Origin of the sequence: Nonomuraea recticatena (assembly GCF_039533245.1) — a bacterium.
In the GTDB taxonomy this organism is placed as follows: domain Bacteria; phylum Actinomycetota; class Actinomycetes; order Streptosporangiales; family Streptosporangiaceae; genus Nonomuraea; species Nonomuraea roseola.
In genome coordinates, this window is record NZ_BAAATE010000021.1 from 50,108 (window position 1) to 74,372 (window position 24,265).

Annotated in this window: 25 protein-coding genes and 2 pseudogenes; 14 read left to right on the forward strand and 13 right to left on the reverse strand. The window is 69.7% G+C overall.

Going from position 1 to position 24,265, the window contains the following annotated elements; genetic code table 11:
• Window positions 1-121: 121 nt before the first annotated feature.
• The 3 genes from ABFX50_RS32255 to ABFX50_RS32265 are packed head-to-tail and all read left to right on the forward strand — an operon-like array spanning window position 122 to window position 2,750.
• Window positions 122-943, forward strand: coding sequence for a CPBP family intramembrane glutamic endopeptidase (locus tag ABFX50_RS32255; protein WP_346151660.1), 822 nt, complete (start codon window positions 122-124; stop codon window positions 941-943).
• Window positions 940-2,094 (forward strand): sensor histidine kinase, encoded by a 1,155-nt coding sequence (locus ABFX50_RS32260; protein WP_346151662.1) that lies wholly within the window; start codon window positions 940-942, stop codon window positions 2,092-2,094. Before ABFX50_RS32255 ends, ABFX50_RS32260 begins: the two co-directional genes overlap by 4 nt.
• The gene (locus tag ABFX50_RS32265) at window positions 2,091-2,750 is read left to right on the forward strand and encodes a response regulator (protein ID WP_346151664.1); all 660 of its coding nucleotides are present in this window, start codon (window positions 2,091-2,093) and stop codon (window positions 2,748-2,750) included. The genes ABFX50_RS32260 and ABFX50_RS32265 overlap by 4 nt, the downstream gene beginning before the upstream one ends.
• 27 nt (window positions 2,751-2,777) lie before the next feature.
• On the opposite strand, the gene ABFX50_RS32270 is transcribed toward ABFX50_RS32265, so the two are convergent.
• The gene (locus tag ABFX50_RS32270) at window positions 2,778-3,230 is read right to left on the reverse strand and encodes a MarR family winged helix-turn-helix transcriptional regulator (RefSeq protein ID WP_346151666.1); all 453 of its coding nucleotides are present in this window, start codon (window positions 3,228-3,230) and stop codon (window positions 2,778-2,780) included.
• 203 nt (window positions 3,231-3,433) lie between these two features.
• Between ABFX50_RS32270 and ABFX50_RS32275 the strand changes: the two genes are divergently transcribed.
• On the forward strand, window positions 3,434-4,360 hold the full coding sequence (locus ABFX50_RS32275; RefSeq protein WP_346151668.1) for a quinone oxidoreductase family protein: 927 nt from the start codon (window positions 3,434-3,436) through the stop codon (window positions 4,358-4,360).
• Window positions 4,361-4,383: 23 nt separating this feature from the next.
• The gene (locus ABFX50_RS32280; protein WP_346151669.1) at window positions 4,384-5,601 is read left to right on the forward strand and encodes an FAD-dependent monooxygenase; all 1,218 of its coding nucleotides are present in this window, start codon (window positions 4,384-4,386) and stop codon (window positions 5,599-5,601) included.
• A 959-nt stretch (window positions 5,602-6,560) separates the two neighbouring features.
• Here ABFX50_RS32280 and ABFX50_RS32285 read toward each other — a convergent pair.
• Entirely contained in the window at window positions 6,561-7,208 is a 648-nt protein-coding gene (locus tag ABFX50_RS32285; RefSeq protein ID WP_346151670.1) for an HAD-IA family hydrolase, read from the reverse strand.
• 56 nt (window positions 7,209-7,264) lie between these two features.
• On the opposite strand from ABFX50_RS32285, the gene ABFX50_RS32290 reads away from it, so the two are divergent.
• A complete protein-coding gene (locus ABFX50_RS32290) occupies window positions 7,265-7,846 on the forward strand; it encodes a helix-turn-helix domain-containing protein (protein ID WP_346151672.1) in 582 nt (193 codons plus the stop codon).
• Between the two features lie 25 nt (window positions 7,847-7,871).
• Here ABFX50_RS32290 and ABFX50_RS32295 read toward each other — a convergent pair whose 3' ends face one another.
• The 5 genes from ABFX50_RS32295 to ABFX50_RS32315 all read right to left on the reverse strand — a co-directional run bounded on the left by ABFX50_RS32295 (window position 7,872) and on the right by ABFX50_RS32315 (window position 11,943).
• Entirely contained in the window at window positions 7,872-9,116 is a 1,245-nt protein-coding gene (locus ABFX50_RS32295; RefSeq protein WP_346151674.1) for a hypothetical protein, read from the reverse strand.
• Window positions 9,113-9,634 (reverse strand): SigE family RNA polymerase sigma factor, encoded by a 522-nt coding sequence (locus ABFX50_RS32300; RefSeq protein ID WP_346151676.1) that lies wholly within the window; start codon window positions 9,632-9,634, stop codon window positions 9,113-9,115. Before ABFX50_RS32300 ends, ABFX50_RS32295 begins: the two co-directional genes overlap by 4 nt.
• A 315-nt stretch (window positions 9,635-9,949) precedes the next feature.
• Window positions 9,950-10,411, reverse strand: coding sequence for a GbsR/MarR family transcriptional regulator (locus ABFX50_RS32305; protein WP_346151678.1), 462 nt, complete (start codon window positions 10,409-10,411; stop codon window positions 9,950-9,952).
• Window positions 10,408-11,226, reverse strand: coding sequence for an alpha/beta fold hydrolase (locus tag ABFX50_RS32310; RefSeq protein ID WP_346151680.1), 819 nt, complete (start codon window positions 11,224-11,226; stop codon window positions 10,408-10,410). Before ABFX50_RS32310 ends, ABFX50_RS32305 begins: the two co-directional genes overlap by 4 nt.
• Before the next feature lie 36 nt (window positions 11,227-11,262).
• On the reverse strand, window positions 11,263-11,943 hold the full coding sequence (locus ABFX50_RS32315; protein ID WP_346151682.1) for a GAP family protein: 681 nt from the start codon (window positions 11,941-11,943) through the stop codon (window positions 11,263-11,265).
• A gap of 83 nt (window positions 11,944-12,026) precedes the next feature.
• Between ABFX50_RS32315 and ABFX50_RS32320 the strand changes: the two genes are divergently transcribed.
• Window positions 12,027-12,707 (forward strand): TetR/AcrR family transcriptional regulator, encoded by a 681-nt coding sequence (locus ABFX50_RS32320; RefSeq protein WP_346151684.1) that lies wholly within the window; start codon window positions 12,027-12,029, stop codon window positions 12,705-12,707.
• Between the two features lie 126 nt (window positions 12,708-12,833).
• Here the strand turns inward: ABFX50_RS32320 and ABFX50_RS32325 are convergent.
• A pseudogene (locus ABFX50_RS32325) lies at window positions 12,834-13,750 on the reverse strand (aminoglycoside phosphotransferase family protein).
• A 236-nt stretch (window positions 13,751-13,986) separates the two neighbouring features.
• Here ABFX50_RS32325 and ABFX50_RS32330 point away from each other — a divergent pair.
• Entirely contained in the window at window positions 13,987-14,130 is a 144-nt protein-coding gene (locus tag ABFX50_RS32330; protein WP_346151685.1) for a hypothetical protein, read from the forward strand.
• Between the two features lie 2 nt (window positions 14,131-14,132).
• Window positions 14,133-14,399, forward strand: a pseudogene (locus ABFX50_RS32335) (Tn3 family transposase); the annotation flags it as partial.
• Here ABFX50_RS32335 and ABFX50_RS32340 read toward each other — a convergent pair.
• Both ABFX50_RS32340 and ABFX50_RS32345 read right to left on the reverse strand, forming a co-directional pair.
• On the reverse strand, window positions 14,357-15,280 hold the full coding sequence (locus ABFX50_RS32340; protein WP_346151686.1) for an alpha/beta fold hydrolase: 924 nt from the start codon (window positions 15,278-15,280) through the stop codon (window positions 14,357-14,359). The pseudogene ABFX50_RS32335 and the gene ABFX50_RS32340 overlap by 43 nt on opposite strands.
• A gap of 54 nt (window positions 15,281-15,334) precedes the next feature.
• Window positions 15,335-15,949 (reverse strand): TetR family transcriptional regulator, encoded by a 615-nt coding sequence (locus ABFX50_RS32345; protein WP_346151688.1) that lies wholly within the window; start codon window positions 15,947-15,949, stop codon window positions 15,335-15,337.
• A gap of 85 nt (window positions 15,950-16,034) precedes the next feature.
• On the opposite strand from ABFX50_RS32345, the gene ABFX50_RS32350 reads away from it, so the two are divergent.
• Window positions 16,035-17,291: an amidohydrolase family protein gene (locus tag ABFX50_RS32350; RefSeq protein ID WP_346151691.1), complete on the forward strand. Its 1,257-nt coding sequence runs from the start codon at window positions 16,035-16,037 to the stop codon at window positions 17,289-17,291.
• Window positions 17,292-18,052: 761 nt separating this feature from the next.
• On the opposite strand, the gene ABFX50_RS32355 is transcribed toward ABFX50_RS32350, so the two are convergent.
• Window positions 18,053-18,832 (reverse strand): aspartate/glutamate racemase family protein, encoded by a 780-nt coding sequence (locus tag ABFX50_RS32355; RefSeq protein ID WP_346151693.1) that lies wholly within the window; start codon window positions 18,830-18,832, stop codon window positions 18,053-18,055.
• Between the two features lie 86 nt (window positions 18,833-18,918).
• Here ABFX50_RS32355 and ABFX50_RS32360 point away from each other — a divergent pair, with 86 nt between their 5' ends.
• The gene (locus ABFX50_RS32360; RefSeq protein ID WP_346151695.1) at window positions 18,919-19,464 is read left to right on the forward strand and encodes an Lrp/AsnC family transcriptional regulator; all 546 of its coding nucleotides are present in this window, start codon (window positions 18,919-18,921) and stop codon (window positions 19,462-19,464) included.
• Window positions 19,465-19,516: 52 nt separating this feature from the next.
• Here ABFX50_RS32360 and ABFX50_RS32365 read toward each other — a convergent pair whose 3' ends face one another.
• Window positions 19,517-19,651, reverse strand: a complete 135-nt coding sequence (locus ABFX50_RS32365; protein WP_346151697.1) for a hypothetical protein — start codon at window positions 19,649-19,651, stop codon at window positions 19,517-19,519.
• Between ABFX50_RS32365 and ABFX50_RS32370 the strand changes: the two genes are divergently transcribed.
• The 3 genes from ABFX50_RS32370 to ABFX50_RS32380 all read left to right on the forward strand — a co-directional run bounded on the left by ABFX50_RS32370 (window position 19,634) and on the right by ABFX50_RS32380 (window position 23,136).
• Entirely contained in the window at window positions 19,634-20,065 is a 432-nt protein-coding gene (locus ABFX50_RS32370) for a hypothetical protein (protein ID WP_346151698.1), read from the forward strand. The two genes, ABFX50_RS32365 and ABFX50_RS32370, sit on opposite strands and share 18 nt — an antisense overlap.
• Window positions 20,066-20,539: 474 nt before the next feature.
• Entirely contained in the window at window positions 20,540-21,394 is an 855-nt protein-coding gene (locus ABFX50_RS32375; protein WP_346151700.1) for a hypothetical protein, read from the forward strand.
• Between the two features lie 515 nt (window positions 21,395-21,909).
• Window positions 21,910-23,136, forward strand: coding sequence for a cytochrome P450 (locus ABFX50_RS32380; protein WP_346151702.1), 1,227 nt, complete (start codon window positions 21,910-21,912; stop codon window positions 23,134-23,136).
• A 70-nt stretch (window positions 23,137-23,206) separates the two neighbouring features.
• Here the strand turns inward: ABFX50_RS32380 and ABFX50_RS32385 are convergent, their stop codons facing one another.
• A complete protein-coding gene (locus ABFX50_RS32385; protein WP_346151704.1) occupies window positions 23,207-24,253 on the reverse strand; it encodes a serine hydrolase domain-containing protein in 1,047 nt (348 codons plus the stop codon).
• Between the last annotated feature and the right edge of the window lie 12 nt (window positions 24,254-24,265).

A 24,265-nucleotide genomic window follows, 5' to 3' on the forward strand; every position in this document is an offset into this window, starting at 1 on the left:
GTCCCCCGTGCGAGCTACCGGCGAATGTCCACGGTGTGGGGACGATCCCGGAGCGCCGGATCCCTAGCGTTTGTCGGCGCACCCGCGCGCACCGGCCGCGGGAGGTCGCAAGGGAGTCGTCATGCGTCTGTTGAAGCAGCTCGTGCCCGTCGCGGCGGTGGCCGCCGTCGGCGGCGCGGGCGTGCAGGCAGTGGGGGGAAATCCGTACCTCACCCTGGTCCTCGGCGTCGCGACGGCCGTGCTCGCAGTGTTCGTGTACGCCCGCGTGGTGCGGTGGTCCGAGCGCCGCGCGCCGGTGGAGGTGGCGGCGCAAGGCGCCGCCCGCGCGATCGCACGAGGGGCGCTGATCGGTGTCGCGCTGTTCGCGGCCGTCATCGTGAACATCACTCTCGTGGGCGGCTACCGCATCGACGGCCTGGGCTCGCCGGCGGGCGCGGTCGGGCTCCTCGGCTTTATGGCCGCCGCCGCGGTGACGGAGGAGCTGCTGTTTCGCGGCATCCTGTTCAGGATCGTCGAGGAACGCGCGGGGACGTGGACGGCGCTATCACTGACCGGCCCGCTGTTCGGCCTGGCGCACCTGTTCAACCCGCACGCCGACCTGTGGGGCGCGATCGCCATCGCGATCGAGGCGGGCGGCATGCTCGCCGCCGCCTACGCCGCCACTCGCACCCTGTGGGTGCCGATCGGTGTGCACTTCGGCTGGAACTTCGCGGCGGCTGGCATCTTCGGCACCGAGGTCTCGGGCAACGGCGTGACGCAGGGGCTGCTCCATGGCGTGACGTCGGGCCCTGCCCTGCTCACGGGCGGCGCGTTCGGGCCGGAGGCGAGCCCGTACGCGGTGGTGTTCGGCCTGATGCTGACGGTCGGGTTCATGTGGCTGGCCCGCCGGCGCGGCAACGTGGTTCCGCTTCGGCGCGGCGCGACCGCTACGCTCGCCCGATGATCGATCTACGGCGGCTCACGGACCTGTGGCGGCGGTGCGACGTCGTGGTCCGGGATCTTCCGTTCGGGCTGCTGATGGCCGTCGCATCGCTCCTGCCGGCGCTCCACGGCAAGGGGACGCAGGTCGGCGACCTGCCGGCTCGTCCCTTCGACGCGCTGGCGTTCGTGGTGATCGCCCTGGAGTGCCTTCCGCTCGCCGTGCGCCGGCGGTGGCCGGCCGTCTGTCTCGTCCTGGTGTCGCTCGGTTTCGCCCTCGACCAGCTCCTCGCCTACCACGTGCTGGCGAGCAACGCGCTGCCCATCGCGCTCATCAGCGCGGGCGCCCATCTGGAGCGCCACCGGCGCGTCACCGTACTCCTCCTCTCCATGGCGTACGTGCCGCTGGCGGTCGCGCTCGGCCGGCTCGGCGCGCCCGAGAGGCCGGAAGGGTACGTGGTGTTCTACCTGGCGCTGGCCCTCGCGTGGGGCATCGGCGTCCGGCTGCGCTCCACCCGGGCCGCCGAGGCCGAGCGCCGCCGCCACGTCGCCGAGTTCACCCGCGCCGCCGAGCGGACCCGCATCGCCCGCGAGCTTCACGACGTCGTGACCCACCACGTGACGGCCATGGTCGTGCAGGCCGAGGCCGCACGCTACCTGACCGCCGCGCCCGACCGCCTCGACGCGACCCTGAGCGCCGTCACCGACACCGGCCGGCGGGCCATCTCCGACCTGCGGCACATGCTCGACCTCCTCAGGGCCGATCACGACACCGACGTCGGCATGCCGACCGCCGGTGAGCTCCACACGCTCGTGGAGCAGACCCGCCGGGCCGGGCAGCCGGTGGAGTTCACCGAGGAGGGCAGCCCGGCCGAATCGGCGGGCAGCGCCGAGTTCGTGACCTATAGGGTCGTCCAGGAGGCCCTGACGAACGCCCTCAAATACGCCCACGGCAGCCCCACCGTGGTCCGCGTGCGCTACGGCGAGAAGGAGATCAGCGTGGCGGTCGGCACCGACGGCTCCGGCTCCCTGGCCGCCTCTCCCGGCGGGAGCGGACGCGGCCTGGCAGGGCTCCGCGAGCGGGTCGAAGCGCTCGGCGGCGAGTTCCGGGCCGACCGGCAGGCGGGCGGCGGCTTCCTCGTACGGGCCCGCATCCCTGCGGGGAGCCCGTCGTGACCGCGCCGATCCGGGTCCTGGTCTGCGACGACCAGGCGCTGATCCGCACCGGTTTCGCGACGATCATCGACGCGCAGCCCGACCTGGAGGTGGTGGGCGAGTGCGGCGACGGCCGCGCCGCGGTCGACCTCGCCCGGCGCCTGAGCCCCGACATCGTGGTGATGGACGTGCGGATGCCGGTGCTCGACGGCATCGAGGCGACCCGCCTGCTGGCCGGCGCCGGGGTGGAGCATCCGGTCAAGGTGCTCGTGGTGACCACATTCAACCTGGACGAGTACGTCTACGAGGCGCTGCGCGCGGGGGCCGGCGGCTTCCTGCTCAAGGACGCTCCACCGGCGCAGCTCCTGCACGGCATCCGCACCGTCGCCACCGGCGCCGCGCTGCTGGCCCCCGAGGTGACCCGGCAGCTCGTCGGCAGGTACGCGTCCCGGATCCGCCCCACCGAGGGCACCTCGGACGACAGCGCGCTGACACCGCGCGAGCTGGAAGTGCTGCGCCTGATCGCCGACGGTCAGTCCAACAGCGAGATCGCCGCCACCCTGGTGATCAGCCATGAGACCGTCAAGACGTACGTGTCGCGTATCCTCACCAAGCTCGGCCTGCGCGACCGCGTGCAGGCGGTGGTCTACGCCTACCGCAGGGGCCTGGTCACCTGAGACGCCCCTCCGTGGCCCTCTCGACCGTCAGCACTCGGCCGTCGACTCGGCTGCGGTATGTGCGCGCGAGGAGCGGGCCGATACGACGTTGAGCAGGTTGACGAGCCGATCGAGCTGTTCCGGGTCCAGGCGGCCGGTCGCGGGCGCCAGGGCGCGCCGGATGTCGTCCTCCACGCGTTCGGCGAGTTCGAGCCCGGCTGGGGTGATGTACACCTCGACGACCCGGCCGTCCTCGGGGTTCTTGCCGCGTGTCAGCAGCCCCCGGCGCTGGGCGCGGTCGATGAGGCCGGACATCGTGGACTTGTCCAGGCCGAGGTAGGCGGCCAGTTCGGTGATGCGGGCGCGGCGGTCGCGGAGGATGCCGAGCACCCGTAGCTGGGTGAGCGACAAATCGTGCTCTCCGCCGATGCGGGTCAGCACGCCTGCCACCTCGAAGGTGGTCCTGACGAGGGCGTCCACGACATCGTCAGTGGCGGTCATGCGGTCATGCTAGTCCGGCATGGTTGGCAGTACCAACCATGCCGGAGCGAGGAAGGCCGGCACCGCCGCCGCGGAAAGCGCGCGATCCCGCGCCAGGTGATCGACGGATACGACATCGACCGCGCCGCATCCGTTGACATGGTTTGTATTACCAACCATTATGAAGGTAGTTGGTAAAACAAACCATTTTCTGGGAGGCCACCATGCACGCTGCCGTCATCTCGGCAGCCGACGCCCCGCCGGTCTATCGCGACCACCCCGACCCCGCGCCACGCCGCGGCGACGAGATGGTCGTTGAGGTCCTCGCGGCCGGCCTGCACCATCTGACCCGGGCCAAGGCGAACGGCTCGCACTACTCCAGCAGCGGCGGCTATCCGCTCGTCCCCGGCGTCGACGGCGTGGTGCGCGACCAGGAGGGCAACCTCCGCTACGTGGCCCTGGACGACACCCCTCTGGGGACGTTCGCCGACCGCACCCTCATCGACCCGCACCGCAGCGTGATCCTGCCCGACGGCATCGACCCCGTGAAGATCGCCGCCGCGATGAACCCGGCCATGTCGTCCTGGGTCGCGCTGCGCCGGCGCGTCGACTTCCACGCCGGTCAGCGCGTCCTCGTCCTCGGCGCCACCGGCAACGCCGGACGGATGGCGGTCCAGATCGCCAAGCTGTTCGGCGCCGGCCAGGTCATCGCCGTCGGCCGCGACACCGCCCGCCTGAAGGCGCTGACCGCGCTCGGCGCCGACGAGACGATCACTTTCGACCAGATCGGCCACGCAGCCGACGTCGACGTGGTCATCGACTACGTGTGGGGTGAACCCGCCGCCGGAGCCATGATGGCGATGCTCACCGCCCGCTCCGACCGCACCGCCCCGCTGGCATGGATCCAGATCGGATCCCTCACCGGCCAGACCGCGCCGGTCCCCTCCGTGGCACTGCGCTCCGCCCGCCTGCAGATCGTCGGCAGCGGCATCGGCTCGGTCCCCGCCCGGGACTTCCTCGCCGAGCTGCCGGAGCTGGCCTCAGCGGTGGCCGCGGGCGCGATCGACGTACGGGCCCGCACCGTGCCCCTCGCCCAGGTCGCGCAGGCATGGACCGCCGAGACCGATGACCGCATCGTTGTCGTCCCCTAGCCGTCACCTTCGAGGAGAAAGCCATGACTTCACCGAGCAGCAGGAGACGGGCCCTGGTCGTCGGCCTCGGCGCCAGCGGCATCGCCACGGCGATCGGCCTTCGGCGTATCGGCTGGGATCCCGTCATCGTGGAGAGAGCGCCGGGCCGCCGATCAGGTGGCTACTTCGTCGTGTTGTTCGGCGCCGGCCAGGCCGCCGCGCGGCGACTCGGCATCCTCGACGCCATCCCCGACCGCTCGCCGCCCGGCGGCGTCACCTACACGGTGGACCGCGCCGGCGTCCGCAAACCCGGCCTGGGCTTCGGGGACCTGCCGGTTGCGCCCCGCATGATGCTGCGCGGCGACGTGGAACGCGCCGCCTTCGCCGCGCTCCCACACGACGTGGAGATCCGATACGCGACGACCCCCACCCGCATCGACCAGGACCCCTCCGGCGTCGAGGTGACGCTCGAACACGACGGTGAATCCAAGACCGAGCGATTCGACCTCGTCGTGGGCGCCGACGGGCTGCGGTCCACGGTTCGGCGCCTCGTCTTCGGCCCGCACGACAGATATCTGCATCGGCTCGGCTACATGATCGCGGCGACGACGCTGCCTGGCCCGGTCGGCGGGCTCTCGCCGCACGAGGGGGCGGGCCTCCTCGAGCCCGGCCGGGCCATGTGGATCTTTCCGTTCGCCGACCACCCGCCCACTGTGCTCTTCTCGTACCGCACCGACGACGTCGACGCCGAGTTCACCGGCCGGCCCGTCGAGCGGGTCCGTGCCGCGTATGGCCCTCAGCCCACGGGCCGGCTGCTCGGCGAGGCGCTTGACGCGCTCGACGCCGCCGACGAGTTCTTGTTCGACTCGGTGGAGCAGCCCCGCATGGACTCCTGGTCGCGAGGGCGGGTGGTGCTGGTCGGCGACTCCGCGTGGTGTCCCAGCCTGTACGCCGCCATGGGGGTCTCGGCCGGGCTCGCCGGAGCCGACCTGCTCGGCAGCATGCTGCACCGTCACCCCGGCGACATCCCCGGCGCTCTGCGCGCCTGGGAGGCACAGCTCCGCCCGCACATGTCGTATTACCAGGCCAACGGCGTCGAACAGCGGTATTTTGTCACTCCCGGTAACCAGCGGCAGATCGCCCTCCGGCCGATCATGGCGCGCAGCCTCCGGCTCCCAGTGATCGGCAACGCCTTGCGCTCCCTGCGAAGCAGCAGCAAGTCCATCCGACAAAGGGAACTGGACATCGCCCACGCCGGCTGATGCCCGTTCCCGTGACGCCCGCCCGGACAGCGTTCCCGAGTTCGCGCTCGTAGCCATGGGTAGCACCGAAAGCGGATCATCTCCTGCGGCTGGGACCCCACCGGTCGGCGGCCCGGCCCCGGGGCCCCTGGCCACCAGCGCATGGATTCTTCGCTCGCCCTGACGCTCAGCCGCCGCCCGGCCATCCAGGAGGATCCGGCGGCGGAGGCGGCGGCTCTGGGGGCGTGGGTGGCTGAGGGGGCTCCGGAGGGCCGCTGTTCACCTGTGAGGGCATGGTGGGCGTAGGCGGGTCAGGAGGAGAGGCGGGGGAGCAGGCGTGTAAGACCAGTAGGACCACGATCAGTACCAGCACACCACTGCCACCAGCGACAACAGTTGGGGGAGAGGGTTTGGGCAGCCTCCGACGATGCTTTCTGACCCAGACGCGGCGCCCGTCCGGGAGTCTCCTCCAGTGCCCATTCACCCGTCCCGTTCCGTCCTCGGCCATGCCATGAACGCTATGAAGAGGTGGTGGAACGATCGAGAGCACGATCGCGTGCCCAGAGGTAACGGAATCCCACCACCTGTGTCAGAGCATCGGCCTTGGGGTCCTGGCAGTAATCGAACCCTGTACTGGGGCCGGGGACACCGCCTACATCAGGCTGGTAGACCGCAACCTGATCGACTCGACATGAACTGCTGACGTCTACCACCTGTCATCCGCCGCCGGGCCAAGCGGCGGATCTCCGGGTTGGGGGAGATGCGTGCTCTGACGCGGCGGGCCACGTCACCAGGGTTGGGGCCAGGCCGGTGTTGACCTCGATGCGATCCCGGTGGGGTCGGGTCGGTCCCGTTCTCTGTTCCCGCAGCCAAACGACTGAGAACTCAGGCGTCCCGGTGTGTGTCCCGCCATGCTCCCGATCACACCCCGCCGCAGCGGGCTCAGTGACGTCGACCCGGCCCGCACGCTCGCGCATCCCTCAGAGCACGCCGACCACCAGGACGTCCCCCTCGACGGAGACGCGAAGGTGGCTCAGGTCCGGCACGTGCGCGACGGTGAGGTCCCGACGGCCCTCGAGGGCGGGGCCGACGCCCACGCAGTCCATGCCGGCTGCCCCCGCGGCCCTGGCGCCGGCCTCGGCGTCCTCCACGACCAGGCAGTGCCGCGCGCCGCGGCCGAGCAGCCGCGCGGCCCACTGGTAGCCGGTCGGGTCGGGCTTGCCCACCGGCAGGTCCTCCGCGCCGAGCAGGAGCGTGGGCGCGGGAAGCGCCGCCGCGCGCAGGCGCGCGGCGGCGACCGCTCCCGTGCCCGTGGTCACCACGGCCCACAGCGTGGACGGCAGAGCGGCCAGCAACTCAGCGGCGCCGGGCAGCCCTCGCAGCCCCGCCGTGTCGCGTTCCTCCGTGGCCACGATGCGTGCGGTCTCGGCCTCGGCGTCCAGGTGCGGCGCCAGCAACCGGATCAGGTCGATGTCGCGACGGCCGTGCGACAGCGCCACCGCCTCGTCGCCGTCCAGGCCGTGCTCGGCCGCCCATTCCCGCAGGATTCGCTCGATCACGCCCAGCGAGTCGACCAGCACGCCGTCCAGATCGAACAAGATCGCTTCGTACTTCCCTGACCACTTCATGCCTGTCACACTATTATGGACGTCAATATCACTATTTTGGCATTGGGGCAGAGATCGTGGACATCGTCGAAGAGGTCGGGCAGACCCTCGCCGCCAACCTGCGCGCCGCCCGCGGACTGCGTGGCTGGCGGCTGGACGACCTGGCCGCGGCCAGTGGAGTGAGCCGCGGGATGATCCACCAGATCGAGACCGCTCGCACGCACCCCAGCGTGGCGACCCTGGCCCGGCTGTGCCACGCCCTGAAGATCCCGATCAGCGAGCTGGTGGAGACGCCCACGCAACTCGGCTCGCTCGCTCGTCGCGCCGACGCCCTCGTCTCCCGGCACGGTCGCAGCACCACCGCGCTCCTGGTCGGCGACGGTCGCCACGAGCTGTGGGAGCACACACTCCACCCCGGCGACGCGATCCACGACACCGGGCATCCGGCCGGCACCAAGGAGCTCATCCACGTCACCGAGGGCGTCCTCCAGGTCGACATCGGCGGCGCCACCTTCGTCGTCCCGGCCCTCGACGCCCTCTCCCTGCGTGGCGACCGGCCGCACACCTATCGCGCCGCCGAGGACCGGACGGCGCGCTACACCGTCGTGGTGATCTACATCGGCGCACACGACGGCCGGTATCCCAGAACAGCGCAGTGACGCCTTCCGGGTGCGGGCGGACGTCTCAGCGGCGGGCGAAGAGCGGCTCCCACGAGCCGGGTTTCTGGCTGTTCTGCCGGAACCCGGTGAGCGGCACCGCCTGCCTGCCGTCGACACTCACCAGCAGCAGGCGGTTGCGGAACTCGCTGACCTCGCAACCGGCCGAGCCCTTGAGCTCGCACGCCCACGTGATCAGGTGGTCGTCGCCGGACCAGGCGATGGCCTGCTCGATCCAGTGCCCAGCGACGGGCTTGAGCGGAGTGATCGCGCCGGAGGAGGTGTCCCGTACCGCCGCGATCGCGCTCCTGTCAGGGCTGTGGATGGCCGAGAAACGGCCAGTGGGCGAGAGTCCGGCCTCCTGACCGGTGTCGGCCGGGTCCGGCGGGGCCGCGTGCGGTCTGCCCTCCAGGTCGTAGAACCGCCTGGGGGGCGGAGAGGACTCGCTGCCGGTGTCCCAGTCCCAGATCAGGGTTCCGTCGTCGCTCCAGTGCAGGTCCACGCTCCGGCCCCAGGCGTCGCCGCCGGCCGGGAGCGAGCGGAAGGACGCTTGACCGGCGGCCACGTCCACGACGGAGAAGCCGGTGCGCGTGACGGGGACGATCTCTCTCGACGAGCCGTCCTCGTCGAACACGCCTTGCTCGTTGGGGTTGGCGGCGTAGCTGACGAGCAGCAGCTTCCCGCCGTCGGGGGACCACTTGAGCTGGGAGGCGGGCTGCTCGAGGTCGATCCACCGCACCTGGCCTTCCGGCCCCAGCAGACCGACCCGGCGGGCCTGGGGCTCCTCCAGCACCGCGACGTGTCCGCCGGCCGCCACGTCGACGGCGGCCCACGGGGTCTTCTCGTAGGTCGCCGAGTCGGGGTCGTAGAGATACCAGGTCTGCTTGAGGATCTGCCGGGTGTCCGAGATCTTCTCGTAGTCCCAGGTGTAGTAGGCGTACATGGCCGTCTTCTCGGTCGCCACCAGCTTGGTGGGCGGCGTGGCGTCCGGGTCGGCCGACACCTCCGGAGGTCCCGTCAGGGAGATCGCGGGATCGTCGGCGGGCTTCCCCTCGGCGAGGATGACACCGGCCTCGCCACCGCTTCGCTGCACCAGGGCCGGCACGGTGAGAGCCGCCGCCACGACGGTCGCGGTGGCCCCTGCCATCACCGCGAACGCCCTGACCCGGTTCCGCCTGCGCCTGCGGAGCGCCCGATCGGCGAGCCCCTGCGGCACCGTGGCCTCCTCGGCCCATCGGCCGAGGGTTTCCTTCACGACATCGTCGATCTTCACGCCATCGCCTCCCCAATGATCTTGTACGGCTCGGCCAGCTCTGGCGCCAGGACCCGGAGCCTGGCCAGCGAACGATGGGTGGTGCTGCGCACGGTGCCCACGGAGCAGCCCAGAACCGCCGCGACCTCGGCCTCCGGCAGATCCTCGAAGTAGCGCAGGACCAGCACCGCCCGCTGCCTGGGCGCCAGCTTGGCCAGCGCGCGCCGGACGACGATGCCCACCTCGACGGCGTGCGTCGCATCCTGGACGGCCCACTCAGGCGGCTCGGCGACCGTGGTCTCCCGGCGGAACGCCCCCCGGCGCCACCAGGAGATCTGCTGGCGGTACATCACCTGGCGCACGTACGCCTCGGGCGCGTCCACGGCGTGCCACCTGGCGACCGTTTTGGCCAGGGCCGCTTGGAGCAGGTCCTCCGCCGCGTGCTGGTCACCGCCGGCCAGCAGGAACGCCAGGCGCATCAACGCGGGGGAGCGCGCCGAAACGAAGTCGCGGAAACGTCGCTCTTCTGCGGCGTCCACGATCACCTCCACAGTTCGGTTGTCGCCCTTGAGACGCTCCAGGAGGGATGACGCTATGCCTGGGCCCCGGCATTTCCACCGGATCGTCGCCACCGCGGCCCTCGCGGCGACGGGATGCGCGTCAATCGCGGCCGGTGGCGTTGGCATCGCAGCCGGAGCTTTCCCGTCCGGGGGGTGGGCTGCGGGCCGCCGAAACCGGCGTCGGGCGGGCCGATCTCGATGCTTCCGTCGCTCTCCCGGTCGAGCTCGACGCAGCCGAGGACGTACCCGAGGAAGGCCACGGCCAGTCCGGCGAGGGGGGGAGCAGGTGCGTCGTCAGGTCTGGGCGGGTCCGGATTGCTGCCGGCGGTATTCGGCGAGCATCTGACTGCCGACGTCGACATAGCTGGTGAACAATCCGATCACCTCGTGGAGTCGCTCCTGTGCCGGGCCGGGATTCACCAGGGCCTCGCCCTCGCGCAGGGCGGCTATCAGGGTTCTGGCCCGCACCTGGCTGGCCTCCAGCAGCGACTCGATTCCTCCAGTGGCTTCGACCAGGAGCCGCCGGCTGCCGGGCTGTGGGATCACCCTGGCCAGTCCCCAGGAATCCAGTTGCCGCACTGCGGTGCTCACCGCCCCCTTGCTCAGGGCGAGCTCGGCAGCGATCGTGTCGAGAGAGAGCGGCTGCTCACTGAGGAGCAGCAGCCCGTAGGTGCGCCCTGTCGCGTGCGGGAGGTTCCATGAGGCCAGCAGGTCACCCACCGAGGTGATGAACGTCTGCCGCCCGTCCGCGCTCATCGCTGTGCCTGGTTCGGGGCCGGGATCGTGCGCAGGAACGCGTCGATCGCCTCATTGACCGCCTGAGGATCGTCCTGGTTGGCGATATGGCCTGCGCCGGGGATGACGACCTCCTCGATGCCTTCGTTCTCGGCCCATCGGGGCATGGCCGAGGCGATGTTGCCGGTACGGTCCTGCGCGCCGCGTATCAGGCACAGCGGCACCGGTGTGCGATAGCCGGGGTCGGGGGAGAGGAACGCGACGGTTGCCCGCCACACCTGGACGAACTCCTGCTTCGACAACTGGCCGAAGGCCCGTCGGGCATCGGCCTGCGCGTGCGGGGTGATCGCGGAGGCTTTGGCCATCAGCCGCGGAAGGTCCTTGGCCGGCATCGTCAACAGCATCGGCGCGGCCGCCTTCACCAGCAGGCGTTCCTTCCAGGACAACGGTGCGGCGTTGGGCGTCGCGCCGATGACGATCAAGGCGCGGGTGAGGTCGGGATGCCGCTGGACGACGGCTTGGCTGAGGTTGCCACCGAGGGACTGTCCCACGAGCACCGGCCGGTCCAGTTCCAGGTGCTCGATGAGCGCGCGCAGGTCCGCGATCGCCTGCTCGGCGGTGAACCGGACACCGGCCGAGCGCGAGAGGCCGTGGCCGCGCATGTCCCAGGTGACGACCCGATACCCCCGGGCCTGCAGGTAGTCCCGTTGGTCGTCGAACATCACGTGGTCGGCCCCGGCCCCGTGGGAGAACACCAGCGGGACGCCGTCACTGCCGCTGTCGGCGTAGCGCAGGTCACAGCCGCGGAGAGACAGCACGGACGGTAGATTCACCATATTCTGAATATAGTGAATATCTCGTGAGTGGATGCGCTATCCCCACGGAGTAGCGACGGTTACCTCCGTGAACAGCGTGTCCACTGCTTCCAGGAGGATCAGGCATCCTGCTATCCAGACGATCCAGCTCACCACTGTGCGGGATCCGGAGGAGAGCTTGTTCTGCCACCTTTCGAACCGGGCACGCAGTCGTTCGCCCATGGCGGCCCAGGCGACAAGGAGCAGGATGCCTGGGATCACCATGATGGTCACGTACCCGCCGAGGAGCGGCGACCACTGGACGGCAGGCAGGTCGGCCGAGGTCATGATGCCGATCGCGCCGAAGTACGGCACGGCGGTGGCGAACTCGAACAGCCAGGTCCCCAGCCCTAACAGCAGCATGGATTGCATGGTGAAGGACCGGGCCCGGATGGACGCCCGTTCGGGGTTCTTGTCGGGGATGAAGTAGCTCCCCACGATGAGCGCGGCGCCGAGGACGGCCTGGCCCCAGGCCCACACGGTGTCATCGACAAGTGGCGCGACAGCGCCCAGGCCGAGCATGAGCAGTACGCCCAAGGCGAAGTACGCGATCGCGACCGATCCGAGGTAGACGCCGAGCAGCGCGCCCACGCGGTGGGGCCTGGTCAGCAGCAGATAGAGCGTTATCCCGATCACGGTGGGGCTCAGCGTGTCGAGCAGGGCCAGTCCGAGGACCGCCCCGATCGTCTCGATCGACAAGACTGTCTCCCTCCGGGGAGCCGGCGAATCGTAATAACACGTCCGTGTCAGTTAAAATAGCACAGGGGTGTTAGCATGTGGAGGTGCCAAGACTCGTTGATCATGACCGGCGACGGGCCGAGCTTGGTGAGGCCGCCATCCGGGTGATCCTGCGCGAAGGCCTTGCCGGGGTGACCGTCCGTGGAGTCGCCGCCGAAGCCGGCTGGTCCACCGGGTCCCTGCGGCATTACTTCCGCAATCAGCACGAACTGCAGGCCTACGTCGTCCAGGCCACCACCGACACCCTCCGTCGACGGGTCCTCCCACGCGTCCAGCGGCCCCGCACCGCGAGTTCGGTGGTCGAAGGGATCGCCACGATCGTGGAGGAGATGCTGCCGCTCGATGCCGAACGGCGCGAGGAGTACGCGCTGTGGTCAGCGGTCGTGGCATGGGAACGTCAACACCCTCCGGAGGGAGGCTCTGTGACGTGGAACGACCAACGGGCGGTGTACCGGCAATGCGTCGCCGTCCTCCGCGCATACGAGCCGGTCCGCGAACCGAGTCAGGCCACGCTTCCGCACCCTGATGCCCAGGTCGAGCTCTGGGCGGCGCTCCTGCACACGTTCGTCGACGGACTCGCCGCCCAGATCATGAACACACCCGGCGAAGTGTCCGCCGACACCGCCGCACAACTGCTGCGTTCACTGCTGCAAGCCGTACCTCCTGCACGGCCAGATCAGGGTGCGCACCGACCGCGAGCGGAGAGCACAACGCGGGCCCACTGACGGGCGTCGCGAGATCGGCGAGCATCTCGGCTTTTCAGGGGTGCGCGGTTGCCGATGCCGACAAGCTGACCGACGGGCTGGCCGGGCACGTCGCGCACGCCCAACGGGTTCACGGGCGGCGGTTGATCAGTGGTGGGTCGTTCCGGTGAGGCGTCGCAGTGCGGCGTGGGCGGGTGGGCCCCAGGTGGCCTTGCCGCCTGGGCGACCACGGACGCCGGCTTCGCCGATGAGGATGCAGGCGAGGGCTTTCAGCACCGCCCAGCCGCAGGCGCGGCGCAGGGTCGCGGCGTCCGGAGCCGGCCGGTAGGCGGCGTGGAAGCGGTCGGCGGCGCCGTCCGGGAGCAGTATCCAGACGGCAGCGAGGTCGCAGGCAGGATCGCCCGCGAAGAGGCCGCCGAAGTCGATCACGCCGCAGATGGTGCCGTCCGCGGTGAGGACGTGGCCGGATGCAGGTCGCCGTGGAGCCATAGCGCGGGGCCTGCCCATTCGGGCGCGGCGGCGGCGTCTTCCCAGACCGCGCGGACGGCGTCCGGGTCGGGGATGAGCCCCCTCTCAGTGGCCTCGGCGAGCCCCTGGGTGAAACTCTCGGCGTGGTCGGCCAGCGGCCCTCCGCGGTCCCGGCCGGCGGGCGCCTGTTCGGGGGCGGGTCGGTGGAGAGCCGTCAGGAAGGCGGCCAGGGTGGTGGCCGCCTCCGCTGCGCGTGTAACGGGGGCGCGGTCGGCGGGCTCGCCCTGCACCCAGGTGGTGACGATCCAGGGGCGCGGAAACCGTGCGGAGGGCTCGCCGAGGCGCTGCGGAACGGGAACCGGCAGAGGAAGGCCCGGGGCGAGGACGGGCAGCCAGGCGTGCTCCTTGCGCAGCAGCGCGTCCGCGGACTCCGTCGCCCAGGGCAACCGGACGGCGAGGTCGTCGCCGAGTCGCCACAGCTGGTTGTCCCAGCCCCGCGCGCCGAGCCGCAACGGGTGATCGGCCAGGTCGGGGTGCTGGTCACGCAGCAGATCCCGCACCAACTCCGCGGTGATCTCGATCTCGGTGTGGGTCATGCGGAGCAACAGTAGCCGGATGGCGGCAGCCCATTCGGGTTGCCGCGGAGGGGACCAGCTCTGTGAAGGGCACGGGCGGCTGGCTCCCCGGGTGGCGGTTTCGCCATAGCTGTAGGGGTTCGGGGCCATGTCCGCGAACGGCAGCGAGTGAGGGCTTCCTACGGTTCGACTCTCGATCTACGCTGCGGTCAACGATCTTGTTCTACGGCGGAAGATCTTCCACGAAGGGGTCATGGATGACCAGGTCGCCCGTGCACGGCACTTCGACTTCTCCCCCCACCTATCCCTTCGACCTCGGCGAGGACGGGGTGAACCGGCCGGGTCTCCATCTCCATCCGACGTATCACGCGGTCCGCGAGAGCGGCACCGGTGTGGCGTGATGGGCATCGGCGGCCTGGTGGTGCCCGGCACTTTGCGTGACTCGCTGTTCATCCTGGACGCCTTGTTCAACCTCGATGGCGGGCCCAAGCCCGAGACCGTGGTCACCGACAACGCCAGCTACTCCGACATCGTCTTCGGCCTGTTCGCGATCTGCGGCTACCAGTTCTCCCCGCGCATCGCCGACCTGGCCGACACCCGGCTGTGGCGCACCAACACCGCCGCCAGCTACGGGCCGCTGGAGCACATGTCCCGCCACACCATGTCTCTGCCGTACAGCGCGCACGTGGGCGTCCTGGAGCACCAGGCAGCGAACTCGTCGAAGGAGCTCTCCGCGTGGACGGCCGCGGTGTCGAGGTAGGCGGCGGTGCCCAGGCTGTGGTCGAAGTTGCCGTCCAGTGCCAGCGCCCTGACCCGCTGAGGGAAGCGCTCGGCGTACAGCTGGCCGATGATCGTGCCGTAGGAGACGCCGTAGTAGGTGAGTTTGCCCTCGCCCAGCGCAGCGCGCAGGGCGTCGAGGTCGCGTGCCACGCTGAGCGAGCTGACGTGGTCGAACAGCGGCCCCGTACGTGCGCCCTGCAGTCCTCGCGCAGCCGCCTGTTGTACTCCAGCCTGGCCTCCAGCTCGGCCTGATTCTTCATGAGCGGATGCGGCGCCTTGGCCAGCAGCGCCGAGGAGCAGACGACCGGATGGCTGCGGCCGATACCGCGCGGGTCGAAGCCCACGATGTCGAACTTCGTGGTGAGCTCCTTGCTGAGGTAGCTCCCCGACATGAGGGCGAACTCGACGCCCGAGACGCCGGGGCCGCCGGGGTTGATCACCAGCGACCCGACCCTGGCGGCGGGATCGGTGGCCTTGCGCCTGGCCAGGGCCAGATCGATGGTGGCTCCGCCGGGATCGTCCCAGTCGATCGACACCTTCAGCGTGCCGCACTTGGCGGTGGCGTCCTCGGCGCACGGCGTCCAGGCGACGGCCTGGATCGGGGTCTGGGCGGGGATCTGGGTGGGCGGCGGGGTGGCCCGCGCCGATCCGAGTGGGAGCAGGGCGGCCATGACGGCCGGTACGAATGCGAGCAGGACTGATCGTCGCATGTGGTCCTCGATCTCCGATGCGCGAGCGAGGGCTCCAGCGGTGGAGCCTGTCAGCGATCATGAAAGCGAGGACATGACGCCCGCGTCACCACCCCCGGCGGCCGCGGCGCGGTTTTCAGGCGGATCGCCCTGTAGGTGGGTGGAGGCCGTGCAGGATGGCGTCGGTGAGGGCTCGGGCCTGCTCGGCGGGAGAGAACAGGCCGGGACATGCCAGCCAGGTGGCCGCGGCGCCGTTGGCCGCGGTGATGATCAGGATGGCGGCGGTCTCAGGGGTGAGGCCTGGCCGGAGGTCGGCCGTGCGCAGCAGGTCCACCAGCTGCCGGCGCCAGCCGTCCATGACGGCCTGCTTGTCGGTGAGGCCGCGGGTCAGCTCGGGCGCGCCCTCCACGCTCTGCATCGACAGCGCGAAGACCTCTTTGAACGTCGTGTCCTTCTCCAGCGCGGTGAAGAAGGCGACGAGGAACTCGCCGACGCGGCGCAGCGGCGGTTCAGGACCGTCGAGCTTGGCCCAGACGGGGGTGGCCGCCTCGGCCCACAGCTCCTCGATGGCGGTCAGGCAGAGGGTCGCCTTGTTGGTGAAGTGGTGGTGGACGGCGCCGCGGGTGACACCGGCGCGAGCGGCGATCCCTGCCAGCGTGGCACTGGCGTAGCCGAGTTCGGCGAACTCGCTCAGCGCCGCCACCAGCAGGGCCTTGCGGGTGGCGGCCGCCTCTTCGGCACTTCGTCGCACCGGATCAGTGTGCCATACGTGCCGACATGTATGTTACGGTTCCCGTGGTTTACATACATGACAGCACGTATGAAAAGGAGCGGGCATGGTGCTCTTCACGGATGTCAGGGTGTTCGACGGCGTCGAGGTGCTGCAGGGCGTCGACGCGGTCCTCGTCGCCGACGGAGTGATCCGGGCGTTGGGGCCACGGCAGGCGTTCCGCGACAGCACGGAGGAGGGCGCGGAGGAGGTGGTGCGTGGGCGCGGCGGCACCCTGATGCCAGGACTCGTCGACGCCCACGCCCACGTCTTCCCCGGCGACCTGGAGCAGGCCGCGCTGTTCGGGGTGACGACCGTCCTGGACATGATGGCCGACCCCGTCCAGGCGTCCGGGCTGCGCGAGACCGCCAACGTGACCCCGGCCATGGCCGACCTGCGCACGGCGGGCACCGCGGCAACGGTCCCCGGCGGTTACGGGTGGTACCTCGTCGAGATGGGGCTGCTGCCGCCCTTCCCGACGATCACCGACCCCGGCCAGGCCGACGCCTTCGTGGCCGACCGGCTGGCCGAGGGCTCGGACTACCTGAAGGTCCTCATCGACGACGGCTCGACCGTGGGCGTGCCGGCACCCGCGATCTCCGCGCACACGCTGCGGGCGCTGGTGGCCGCCGCTCACGATCGCGGCAAGCTGGTGGTGGCGCACGCCCTGACGGCCGCCTCCGCCCGTCTGGCCGTGGCCGCGGGGGCCGACGTGCTCGGGCACCTGTTCGTCGACCGGCCTGATCCCGAGTTCGCCGAGGAACTGGCCGAACGGGGTACGGCGGTCATTCCCACGCTCGCCGTCCTGGGAGAGCTGTTCGGCAGGGCAGGGGGACGGCGGGTCGCCGCGGACCCGAGAGTGGCGCCGTACCTGGGTGAGGGGGCACGCAGGATGCTCGGAATGGGGCCGTTCCCGCTGGGCGAGGGGGCGCGGCACGACTACGAGGTGGCCATCCGCACGCTGGGGGAACTGCGCCGGTCAGGGGTGACCGTACTGGCCGGATCCGACGCCTCCAACCCGGGGACCGCGCATGGAGCGACGCTGCACGAGGAGATGGCGCGGCTGGTCGGCGCGGGGCTGACCCCGAGCGAGGCGCTCACGGCGGCCACCGCGGCGCCCGCCGGCCGCTTCGGCCTGACCGATCGGGGGAGGATCGCGCCGGGGCTGCGCGCCGACCTCGTGCTCGTGGACGGCGACCCGACCGCTGACATCGGGCACACACTCGACATCCTCGGCGTGTGGCGGGGCGGGGTACCGTGCCGCCACACGGCGATGCCAGGCCGACCCCAAACAGAACGGCCGGCACCGGGTGAAGCCAGCTGAGCAGCAGCAGCGGTACCCCGGCCAGCAACCACCCGGCCAAGGCGACCACCGGCACCACTGACACCACGGCGAGCACCCAGCCTGCTGAGAGCCACCGCGAGTGATCCACCCACCTCACCCCGCGAGCCTAGTGGAACCCCTCCCGCCCGCCGACCAGCCTCGTTCCCCTGCGGAGTTACTTGGACGGCCCAGGGCGCCCGATGGAAGAACTGCGGCACTTCACCACGTTCCCGTAGCTTGTAGGCGATCTCCACCTGGAGGTAATGACTCAAAGCCTTCAGCTGGGAAAATCATCTTCCCGCTTGGCTTCCAACTCGGGGGTCTTCTCCCGAATGCGCCCCCAGCCCCAAGGTGAGCCGATCCGCGCAGGTCACCTGCCTTCCGAGAAGATTGTGCTCTCGGAAGCGGAGACGCTCGCGACTTCTGAGAACACGCACGGCTGAGAGGTGAAACACCAGCTCGGCGCCTCCGAGAAGAGGACCGCGTCGCTAGTTGGCGGCGGGGGACACGTTCGGGAGGAGGAGGCCGAATCGCGGCAGGGGGATCTCTGCAGGCGTGGAAAGTGATCTTGTGGGGAAGTGAGTGACCTGTGGGCGGGCGGCATAAACGCGGCTGTAGTTCGTCGCGCTGCCGCTGATCGGCCGATCGACCTGGCGACTGGCCGTACATGTGGGCTGGCCCCTATATCGGAACCTTCCTTCCCCGGCTCGGGCTGTCCCCTCGCGCGCTCTACCTGGTACACGATCGCAAGGGATTGGACCTCAAGATGAACGGGTCGGCGTTGCTCCGCCCGTCGGCTGAGCCCGGGGGTCGCGACCGCGAACGGGGCCGCCGCGCCATGAGGGAAGGGCACGCCGGCCGATAGCGGTGTCGAACGCGGCGCCTGCCAGGAGGCGAGTGGAATCCAGGGTGGGCAGCGGGGAGACGTCCGGCGTCACCAGGAGCGGGATCTCAGTGCACACGAGGGCCACGGCGTCGCAGCCCCCGTCGGCGAGGTCCGCGATGACACGCGCGTATTCCTGGCGTGAGCTCTCTGTGAACACGCCGTTGACGAGCTCGTCAAAGATGATCGTGTTGATCGTCTCGCGGTCGGTGGCGGGAGGGACCTCAGATGCGATGCCCCGCTCCGCGAGCGCCCTGCCGTACACGGGGCCGTCCATGAGATACCTGGTCCCGAGGACGCCGACGCGCCTACGGCCTTCGCTTGCCGCACGATCGGCGACGACGTCGGCGATGTGCAGGCCAGGAATGGCCAGATCGTCTCCCGGTAGTTCGAGGGCCATGTGCGCGGTGTTGTCAGGACAGACGAAGAAGTCCGCGCCCGCAGCGGCGAGCCGCCGCGAGCTCTCGGCGAGTATCGAGCGGATCGGCCCGTACTCCCCTCTGTCCCAGTGGGACATGCTGCGTCCCATGGCGATGCAGTCGAGGCTGACGTCGGGGTGCTCGTGTGGGCCGAGCTGGCGGAACCCTTCCTGACAGAACGTCTGAAAGCAGAGCGCTGCGCCTTCGACGCTGTGCGCGATGATGCCGAGATGTTTCACGTAACTCCCTCGATCCGTGCGTAATGCCTGCAGATCACAGCATGGGTGGCTAATATGCACAAGTTGCACTTCAAGAGTTCAGCATTATGCGCAAAGTTCAGGACGTGCATGGTGAGGAGAAGAGCGGAATGCCCAGTGGTGATCGGATCGATGACACGGATGCCCGCTTGCTTCTGGCTCTGATCGACCATCCGCGCTCTACCACCGTCGCCTTGGCGGATCAGATCGGCCTGTCCCGCAACACCGTGCAGGCCAGGCTTGCGAAACTGGAAGAGGGAGGCGGGCTTGAGTCCTTCGAACGCCGGGTCAGCCCCCGGCGGCTCGGTTGTCCGCTGACCGTTTTCGCTGCGGTGCAGGTGGTTCAGCGCATGCTCGATGAGGTCGCAGAGACCTTGGCCGGAATCCCCGAAGTGCTCCAGGTCTACAGCGTCAGCGGTCCAACGGATCTGCTGGTACACGCCGTGGCCGCCGACGGCGACGACCTGTACCGCATCGCCGGGATGATGCTCGCCATCCCGGGCGTCGAACGCACCACGACGTCAGTGGTCACCCGCGAGATCGTCGCCTACCGCACCGCTCCGTTGATCCGCCGGCTGTTGGATGCGCATCCTCACACAGGCCGTAGTTGCTAAGTCCCTTTCGCCCTCGTCGGGTAGGGCACCGGCGAGGGCTTCTTGATTGCTGTCAGGCGATGTATCCCAGCGCCAAGGCGGCGATCACCGGGCCCAGGTACAGCAGGGGGTAGACGACGGATTCGCCAAGGGCGGCCGCCGAACCCTGCAGGCTCTTCTCCACGAGGCCGTGCATGCGCTCGCTCACACACGCAAGATCAAGGACACCTCCCGGGAGGGCCGCTACCACAACAAGCGCTTCGTGGAACTGGCGCGCGAACTCGGGCTCACCCCGCCGGACAAGCCCGACACCGGCATTGGCTTCTCCGCCTGCACGCTGGGGGACCTCACCGCGGCCGCCTACACGTCGACCATCGAGGCGATGGACGCGGCCGCGCTCGCCTATCTGGTGGACCTTGACGAGCTGCTGAACAGCGTGGTCATCACGGGCACTGGATCGACGACGACCAGGAGGGCGGCGAGCCCATTCCGGGCAGCCTGCCTCTGCTGGGCACCACGACCAAGCGGCGGCGCAGCGGCCGGCGCGTCGCCGCCGAGTGCGGCTGCACCCCACCCCGGCGTATCCAGCTCACGCCTAAGGCCCTGGAGGACGGGCCGTTGATCTGCGGACTGTGCGAGAAGCGTTTCGAGGCTCCTGAGCTCGATGAGGAGCCGGGGGAGGATGAGGAGTGACGGCGCCGAGCGATCGCCGAAGGAACCGATCCGAGCTGACCAGCACGAACCTAGGGGCCTGGGCTTATTGGGGGTGCCACCGGAATACGGCAGATTCGGGCCGCCTACCCATCTGGCCTGCGGTTCTATGCCTCCAGAGGTCCGGTGTTCAGAAACGTACACGTTGCGGGACGAGAAGTTCACCTGCACGAACACCGTCCAGGAACCTACGTCCGAGAAGACCGCGGCCCATCCCAGCAGTATTCCGGTGACACCCTTTGTGAGCGGTCCGGCGGTGCGAGAGTGTCAGCCAGCGCGCTGGGGCGGGGGTCGAAGACCGTGGTGCCTGGCCCTCACCCTGGTTGGTTACGTCCGTGCGCGTTTCAACCGGTAACCGTCCAGAAATGTGGTGGGATGTTGCGATATGAGATCGCTCAGGGGCGCGGCGGTGGGGCTCGTGGTCGGGGCGGTCGTGGCGGTCATCTACGCCGACGAGATCGCACAGGAGCACGAGCTCGGCACGCTTCTCAACACTGCGCTGATGTTCTTGGTCCCCTTCCCGCTCGGTGCGGCGGGCGCGGCGCTGCTGCGGATGCCGCGCTGGGGCGCCGTGGCGATCGCTGGACCGATCGCGACGTCCGTACTGGGGGCGGCGCTGATGCAGGTCATCCCCGACTTCTACCTCTTCGGCTTCGACGAGATGTGGACCATAGGGGTGTGGGTCGTCGCCGGGGTGCTCGGGTACGTGGCGGCAGCCTGGTGGGCCCGCGACCGGTGGGTCGCGATCACGGTCACCGGCCTGCTGTTGTCGGTGCACGTGATCTCGGGCCAGGTGCGGGATCCGCTGCACGAATGGCAGGAGGCCTTGGCCTTCCGGCGATCGGGCATCCCGCTGCTCGCACCGGAGAGGCCGGGCTACACCATCAGTCGAGCCGAGCTGTGGACCGGCGAGGAGGACGGAACGGCGATCCTGCTCGAGTACACGCGCCCGGGCCGGATGGAGGTCCAAGTTTTCCTCCGTCCCGCCACGGCCGCCGCGCCGAGGGCCGCGTGCGGCTCACCGTACCCTCGCCTCACGTGGGGCACGGACGGCGTTTCCTGCACCCCGTCAGGGGGTGACCGGTGGATTCGCGAGGACTCGAACGGGGAGGTTGCGGCGTTCGCCTGGCACGGGGGCGCTCTGGTCCAGGCTGATGGCATAGCCATGACCCCTCAGGAGCTCTTCTCGCTCCTCGACAGCCTGCGTCCTGTCACGGCCGCGTGGCTTGCGCGGGTGTAGGGGTGCCGCCAAGAAGTGTGCGATGAGCTGCCAAGCTGCCTCTGAGCTGGAATTTCGTCGGCGTTGTGAGACGCCATCGGGACCGGGTGGCAGGTGTGCGACAGGGAGCCGGCCGGACGACTCCGGTAATGCGGTCGAGTTGCCAGAGGCCCACCGAAGCGCCCTGTCCGGGTCTCGTCAGCGGAGATCCCGGCTCGCCCAGTTCAGCACGGCGAGCACGGGCGGCAGCACGACCAGCCACCCGTAGTGGTCACCTGCCTGATCACACTCTGCTACTGACGGTAGGGGTCCCAGTTGCACGCCAGGCTTTCGCGACCTAGGAATAGCCGAAGGAGAATTGCGCGCCCGAATCCCTGGCGGCGAGGTCGCCCTCCACCATTACCTCGACGGTGCCATGCGAGAACTGATGTCCGTGAACGGCAGGGAGTGAGGGCTTCCTACGGTTCGACTCTCGATCTACGCTGCGGTCAACGATCTTGTTCTACGGCGGAAGATCTTCCACGAAGGGGTCATGGATGACCAGGTCGCCCGTGCACGGCACTTCGACTTCTCCCCTCACCTATCCCTTCGACCTCGGCGAGGACGGGGTGAACCGGCCGGGTCTCCATCTCCATCCGACGTATCACACGGTCCGCGAGAGCGGCACCGGGGTGGCGGAGGTGGTCCGTCCCAACGGCACTCGCGCCAAACTCGTCACGCGCTATGACGACGTGGTGCACCTCCTGCGCGACCAGGCCACCTTCTCCCGACAGGCCGCGCTCACTGACGACGAAGTCGACGTCGAGGGCACCATCCTTGGCCTGGACGGGGCCGAGCACACCGAGGTGCGCGGCGTGGTCACCGACCACTTCACCCCGAAAGCGGTGGAAAAGATCCGCGCGCAGATCGAGCGGCGCGCAGCCGACCACCTGGCATCCATGCTCGCCCAGGGGCAGCCCGTGGACGTGATCGAGGCATTCGCGCTGCCGTTCGCGCTCGACACGATCAGTGACATGCTCGGCCTGCCTCAGCAGGACCGCAGGCAGTTCCGGCAGTGGGGGGAGGCGTTCTTGGCCACCAGCACCCTCAGCCGAGCCGAAGCCGACGCGGCCCAGATGGCGATGGTCGGCTATCTCGCCGGACTGATCGAGCAACGGCGGGCCGAGCCCGCTGACGACCTGCTCTCCACGATCGCCACACGGGGAGCACATCTGCCGCCCGACAGAGTGATCAAGCTCCCGCTCGCGCTGCTGGTCGGCGGCTGGGAGACCACCGCGAGCAGCATCGGGGCCTTCACCGAGGTGCTGCTCACCCATCCGTACGGCGGGCACGACAGCGCTTATGGCTACCTTGCCGACCGCCCCGAGGAGGTCGAGCTCGCGGTCACCGAGCTGGAACGGATGTACTCCACCGCGGCAGCGGACGCCATGCCGCGCCGGGTGATGCGCGATGTGGTGCTGCCAGGCGGCGCCTCACTCCGCGCCGGCGAGCTGGCCATTCCCTCGCATGACGCCGCCAACTACGACCCTCGGGTCTTCAGCGATCCGCACCAGATGAACCTCGCGCGCACGCCCCACCGACGCCTTTCCTTCGGTTTCGGAGCCCACCACTGCATCGGCCGGCACCTCGGCCATCTGGAGGTGGTGACAGCGATCAGGCTGCTGACCCGAGAGCTGCCGACCCTGCGTCTGGCCGGGGAAGCCGTCCGCAAAGAGGGGATCATCATCAGCGGCCTGCAGCGCCTGCCAGTGGCATGGAGCTGACCCGACCGCTGGGACCGCCAGGGCTCCACCCCGATCGATGAACGCGGAACGGCCAGGCCTGATATGAGCGTCAGTCGGTCGGCGACGTGCCGCAGAGCGCGTTGTCGATCAGGCGGGCAGTGGCTTGGCCCTGCTCTCGTGTGCCGGGGTAGGTGGTGCGTGAGACGATCACGCTGGTGCGGCCGTCCTGGGTGACAGCGTTGTCGGTGATGAACCCGGGTGTGCCGCCGGGGTGCGACCAGGCCGTGACCCCGCAGCTCAGTTGCTGCTTGGCCATGCCCAGGCCGAACTCCCTGCCGGGCGCGCCGGTGGGAACCGTGGTCGTCATCTTCTTCAGCTGTCGCTGCGGCAGCAGCTTCCCTCCCAGCAGCGCCCGCCAGAACCTGCTCAGATCGCTGGTGGTGGTGACGGCCTCGCCCGCCGCGCCGGCCCAGCCGAGACTGAGCACGGTGGCGCGGAACGGGCGGGAGGTCTTGGCGTCCTCGGTGTAGCTCTGTGCGTGCGGCTTGGGCAGGAGCGGGGAGTCGCCGGGCAACGTGGTGTTCCGCAGCCTCAGCGGCGTGATGATCCGGCGCTTCACCTCCTTGCGCCAGGAGTTCTCGGTGGCCCGCTCGATGACCAGCCCGGCCAAGAGGTAGTTGATGTTCGAATAGCTCCAGCGGGAGCCGGGGGAGAAGAGCGGACGGTGGCCGACGCTGAGCGCCACCAGCCGCCGCGGGTTCATGCGCAGGAACCGGTAGGTGCGGTAGCCCCGCTCGGTGTGCATCTTCTTCTCGATGTCGCCCACGGAGTCATGCAGGCCGCTGGTGTGCTGGAGCAGATGTCTGATGGTGATCGCGCGCCCGTCGTTGCCGTTGCCGCGCACCAGCCCGGGAAGCCATCGTTCGACGCTGTCGTCAAGGGACAGGCGGCCCTCCGCCTCCAACTGCAGGATCACAGCGGCGACGAAGGTCTTGGTGTTGCTGCCCATCCGGAAGTGCCCGTCGAGCGGGATCGGCACCTTGCGGCCCCGCACCGCCGTACCGCTCGCCGCGGCCAGGTCACCGCCGGGTGAGACCACCCGCGCCTGCACTCCCAGCGTGCCGGCGTCGCGGATCGCGTTCAGATCCGCCTGCAAGGCCGCCCGATC

Excerpts from the sequence above, each read along its gene's own strand:
- ABFX50_RS32255 (WP_346151660.1), top strand. The coding sequence starts at position 122 with ATGCGTCTGTTGAAGCAGCTCGTGCCCGTCGCGGCGGTGGCCGCCGTC.
- ABFX50_RS32260 (WP_346151662.1), top strand. The coding sequence starts at position 940 with ATGATCGATCTACGGCGGCTCACGGACCTGTGGCGGCGGTGCGACGTC.
- ABFX50_RS32270 (WP_346151666.1), bottom strand. The coding sequence starts at position 3,230 with ATGACCGCCACTGACGATGTCGTGGACGCCCTCGTCAGGACCACCTTC.
- ABFX50_RS32275 (WP_346151668.1), top strand. The coding sequence starts at position 3,434 with ATGCACGCTGCCGTCATCTCGGCAGCCGACGCCCCGCCGGTCTATCGC.
- ABFX50_RS32280 (WP_346151669.1), top strand. The coding sequence starts at position 4,384 with ATGACTTCACCGAGCAGCAGGAGACGGGCCCTGGTCGTCGGCCTCGGC.
- ABFX50_RS32285 (WP_346151670.1), bottom strand. The coding sequence starts at position 7,208 with ATGAAGTGGTCAGGGAAGTACGAAGCGATCTTGTTCGATCTGGACGGC.
- ABFX50_RS32305 (WP_346151678.1), bottom strand. The coding sequence starts at position 10,411 with ATGAGCGCGGACGGGCGGCAGACGTTCATCACCTCGGTGGGTGACCTG.
- ABFX50_RS32310 (WP_346151680.1), bottom strand. The coding sequence starts at position 11,226 with ATGGTGAATCTACCGTCCGTGCTGTCTCTCCGCGGCTGTGACCTGCGC.
- ABFX50_RS32330 (WP_346151685.1), top strand. The coding sequence starts at position 13,987 with ATGACCAGGTCGCCCGTGCACGGCACTTCGACTTCTCCCCCCACCTAT.
- ABFX50_RS32340 (WP_346151686.1), bottom strand. The coding sequence starts at position 15,280 with ATGATCGCTGACAGGCTCCACCGCTGGAGCCCTCGCTCGCGCATCGGA.
- ABFX50_RS32350 (WP_346151691.1), top strand. The coding sequence starts at position 16,035 with ATGGTGCTCTTCACGGATGTCAGGGTGTTCGACGGCGTCGAGGTGCTG.
- ABFX50_RS32360 (WP_346151695.1), top strand. The coding sequence starts at position 18,919 with ATGCGCAAAGTTCAGGACGTGCATGGTGAGGAGAAGAGCGGAATGCCC.
- ABFX50_RS32375 (WP_346151700.1), top strand. The coding sequence starts at position 20,540 with ATGAGATCGCTCAGGGGCGCGGCGGTGGGGCTCGTGGTCGGGGCGGTC.
- ABFX50_RS32380 (WP_346151702.1), top strand. The coding sequence starts at position 21,910 with ATGACCAGGTCGCCCGTGCACGGCACTTCGACTTCTCCCCTCACCTAT.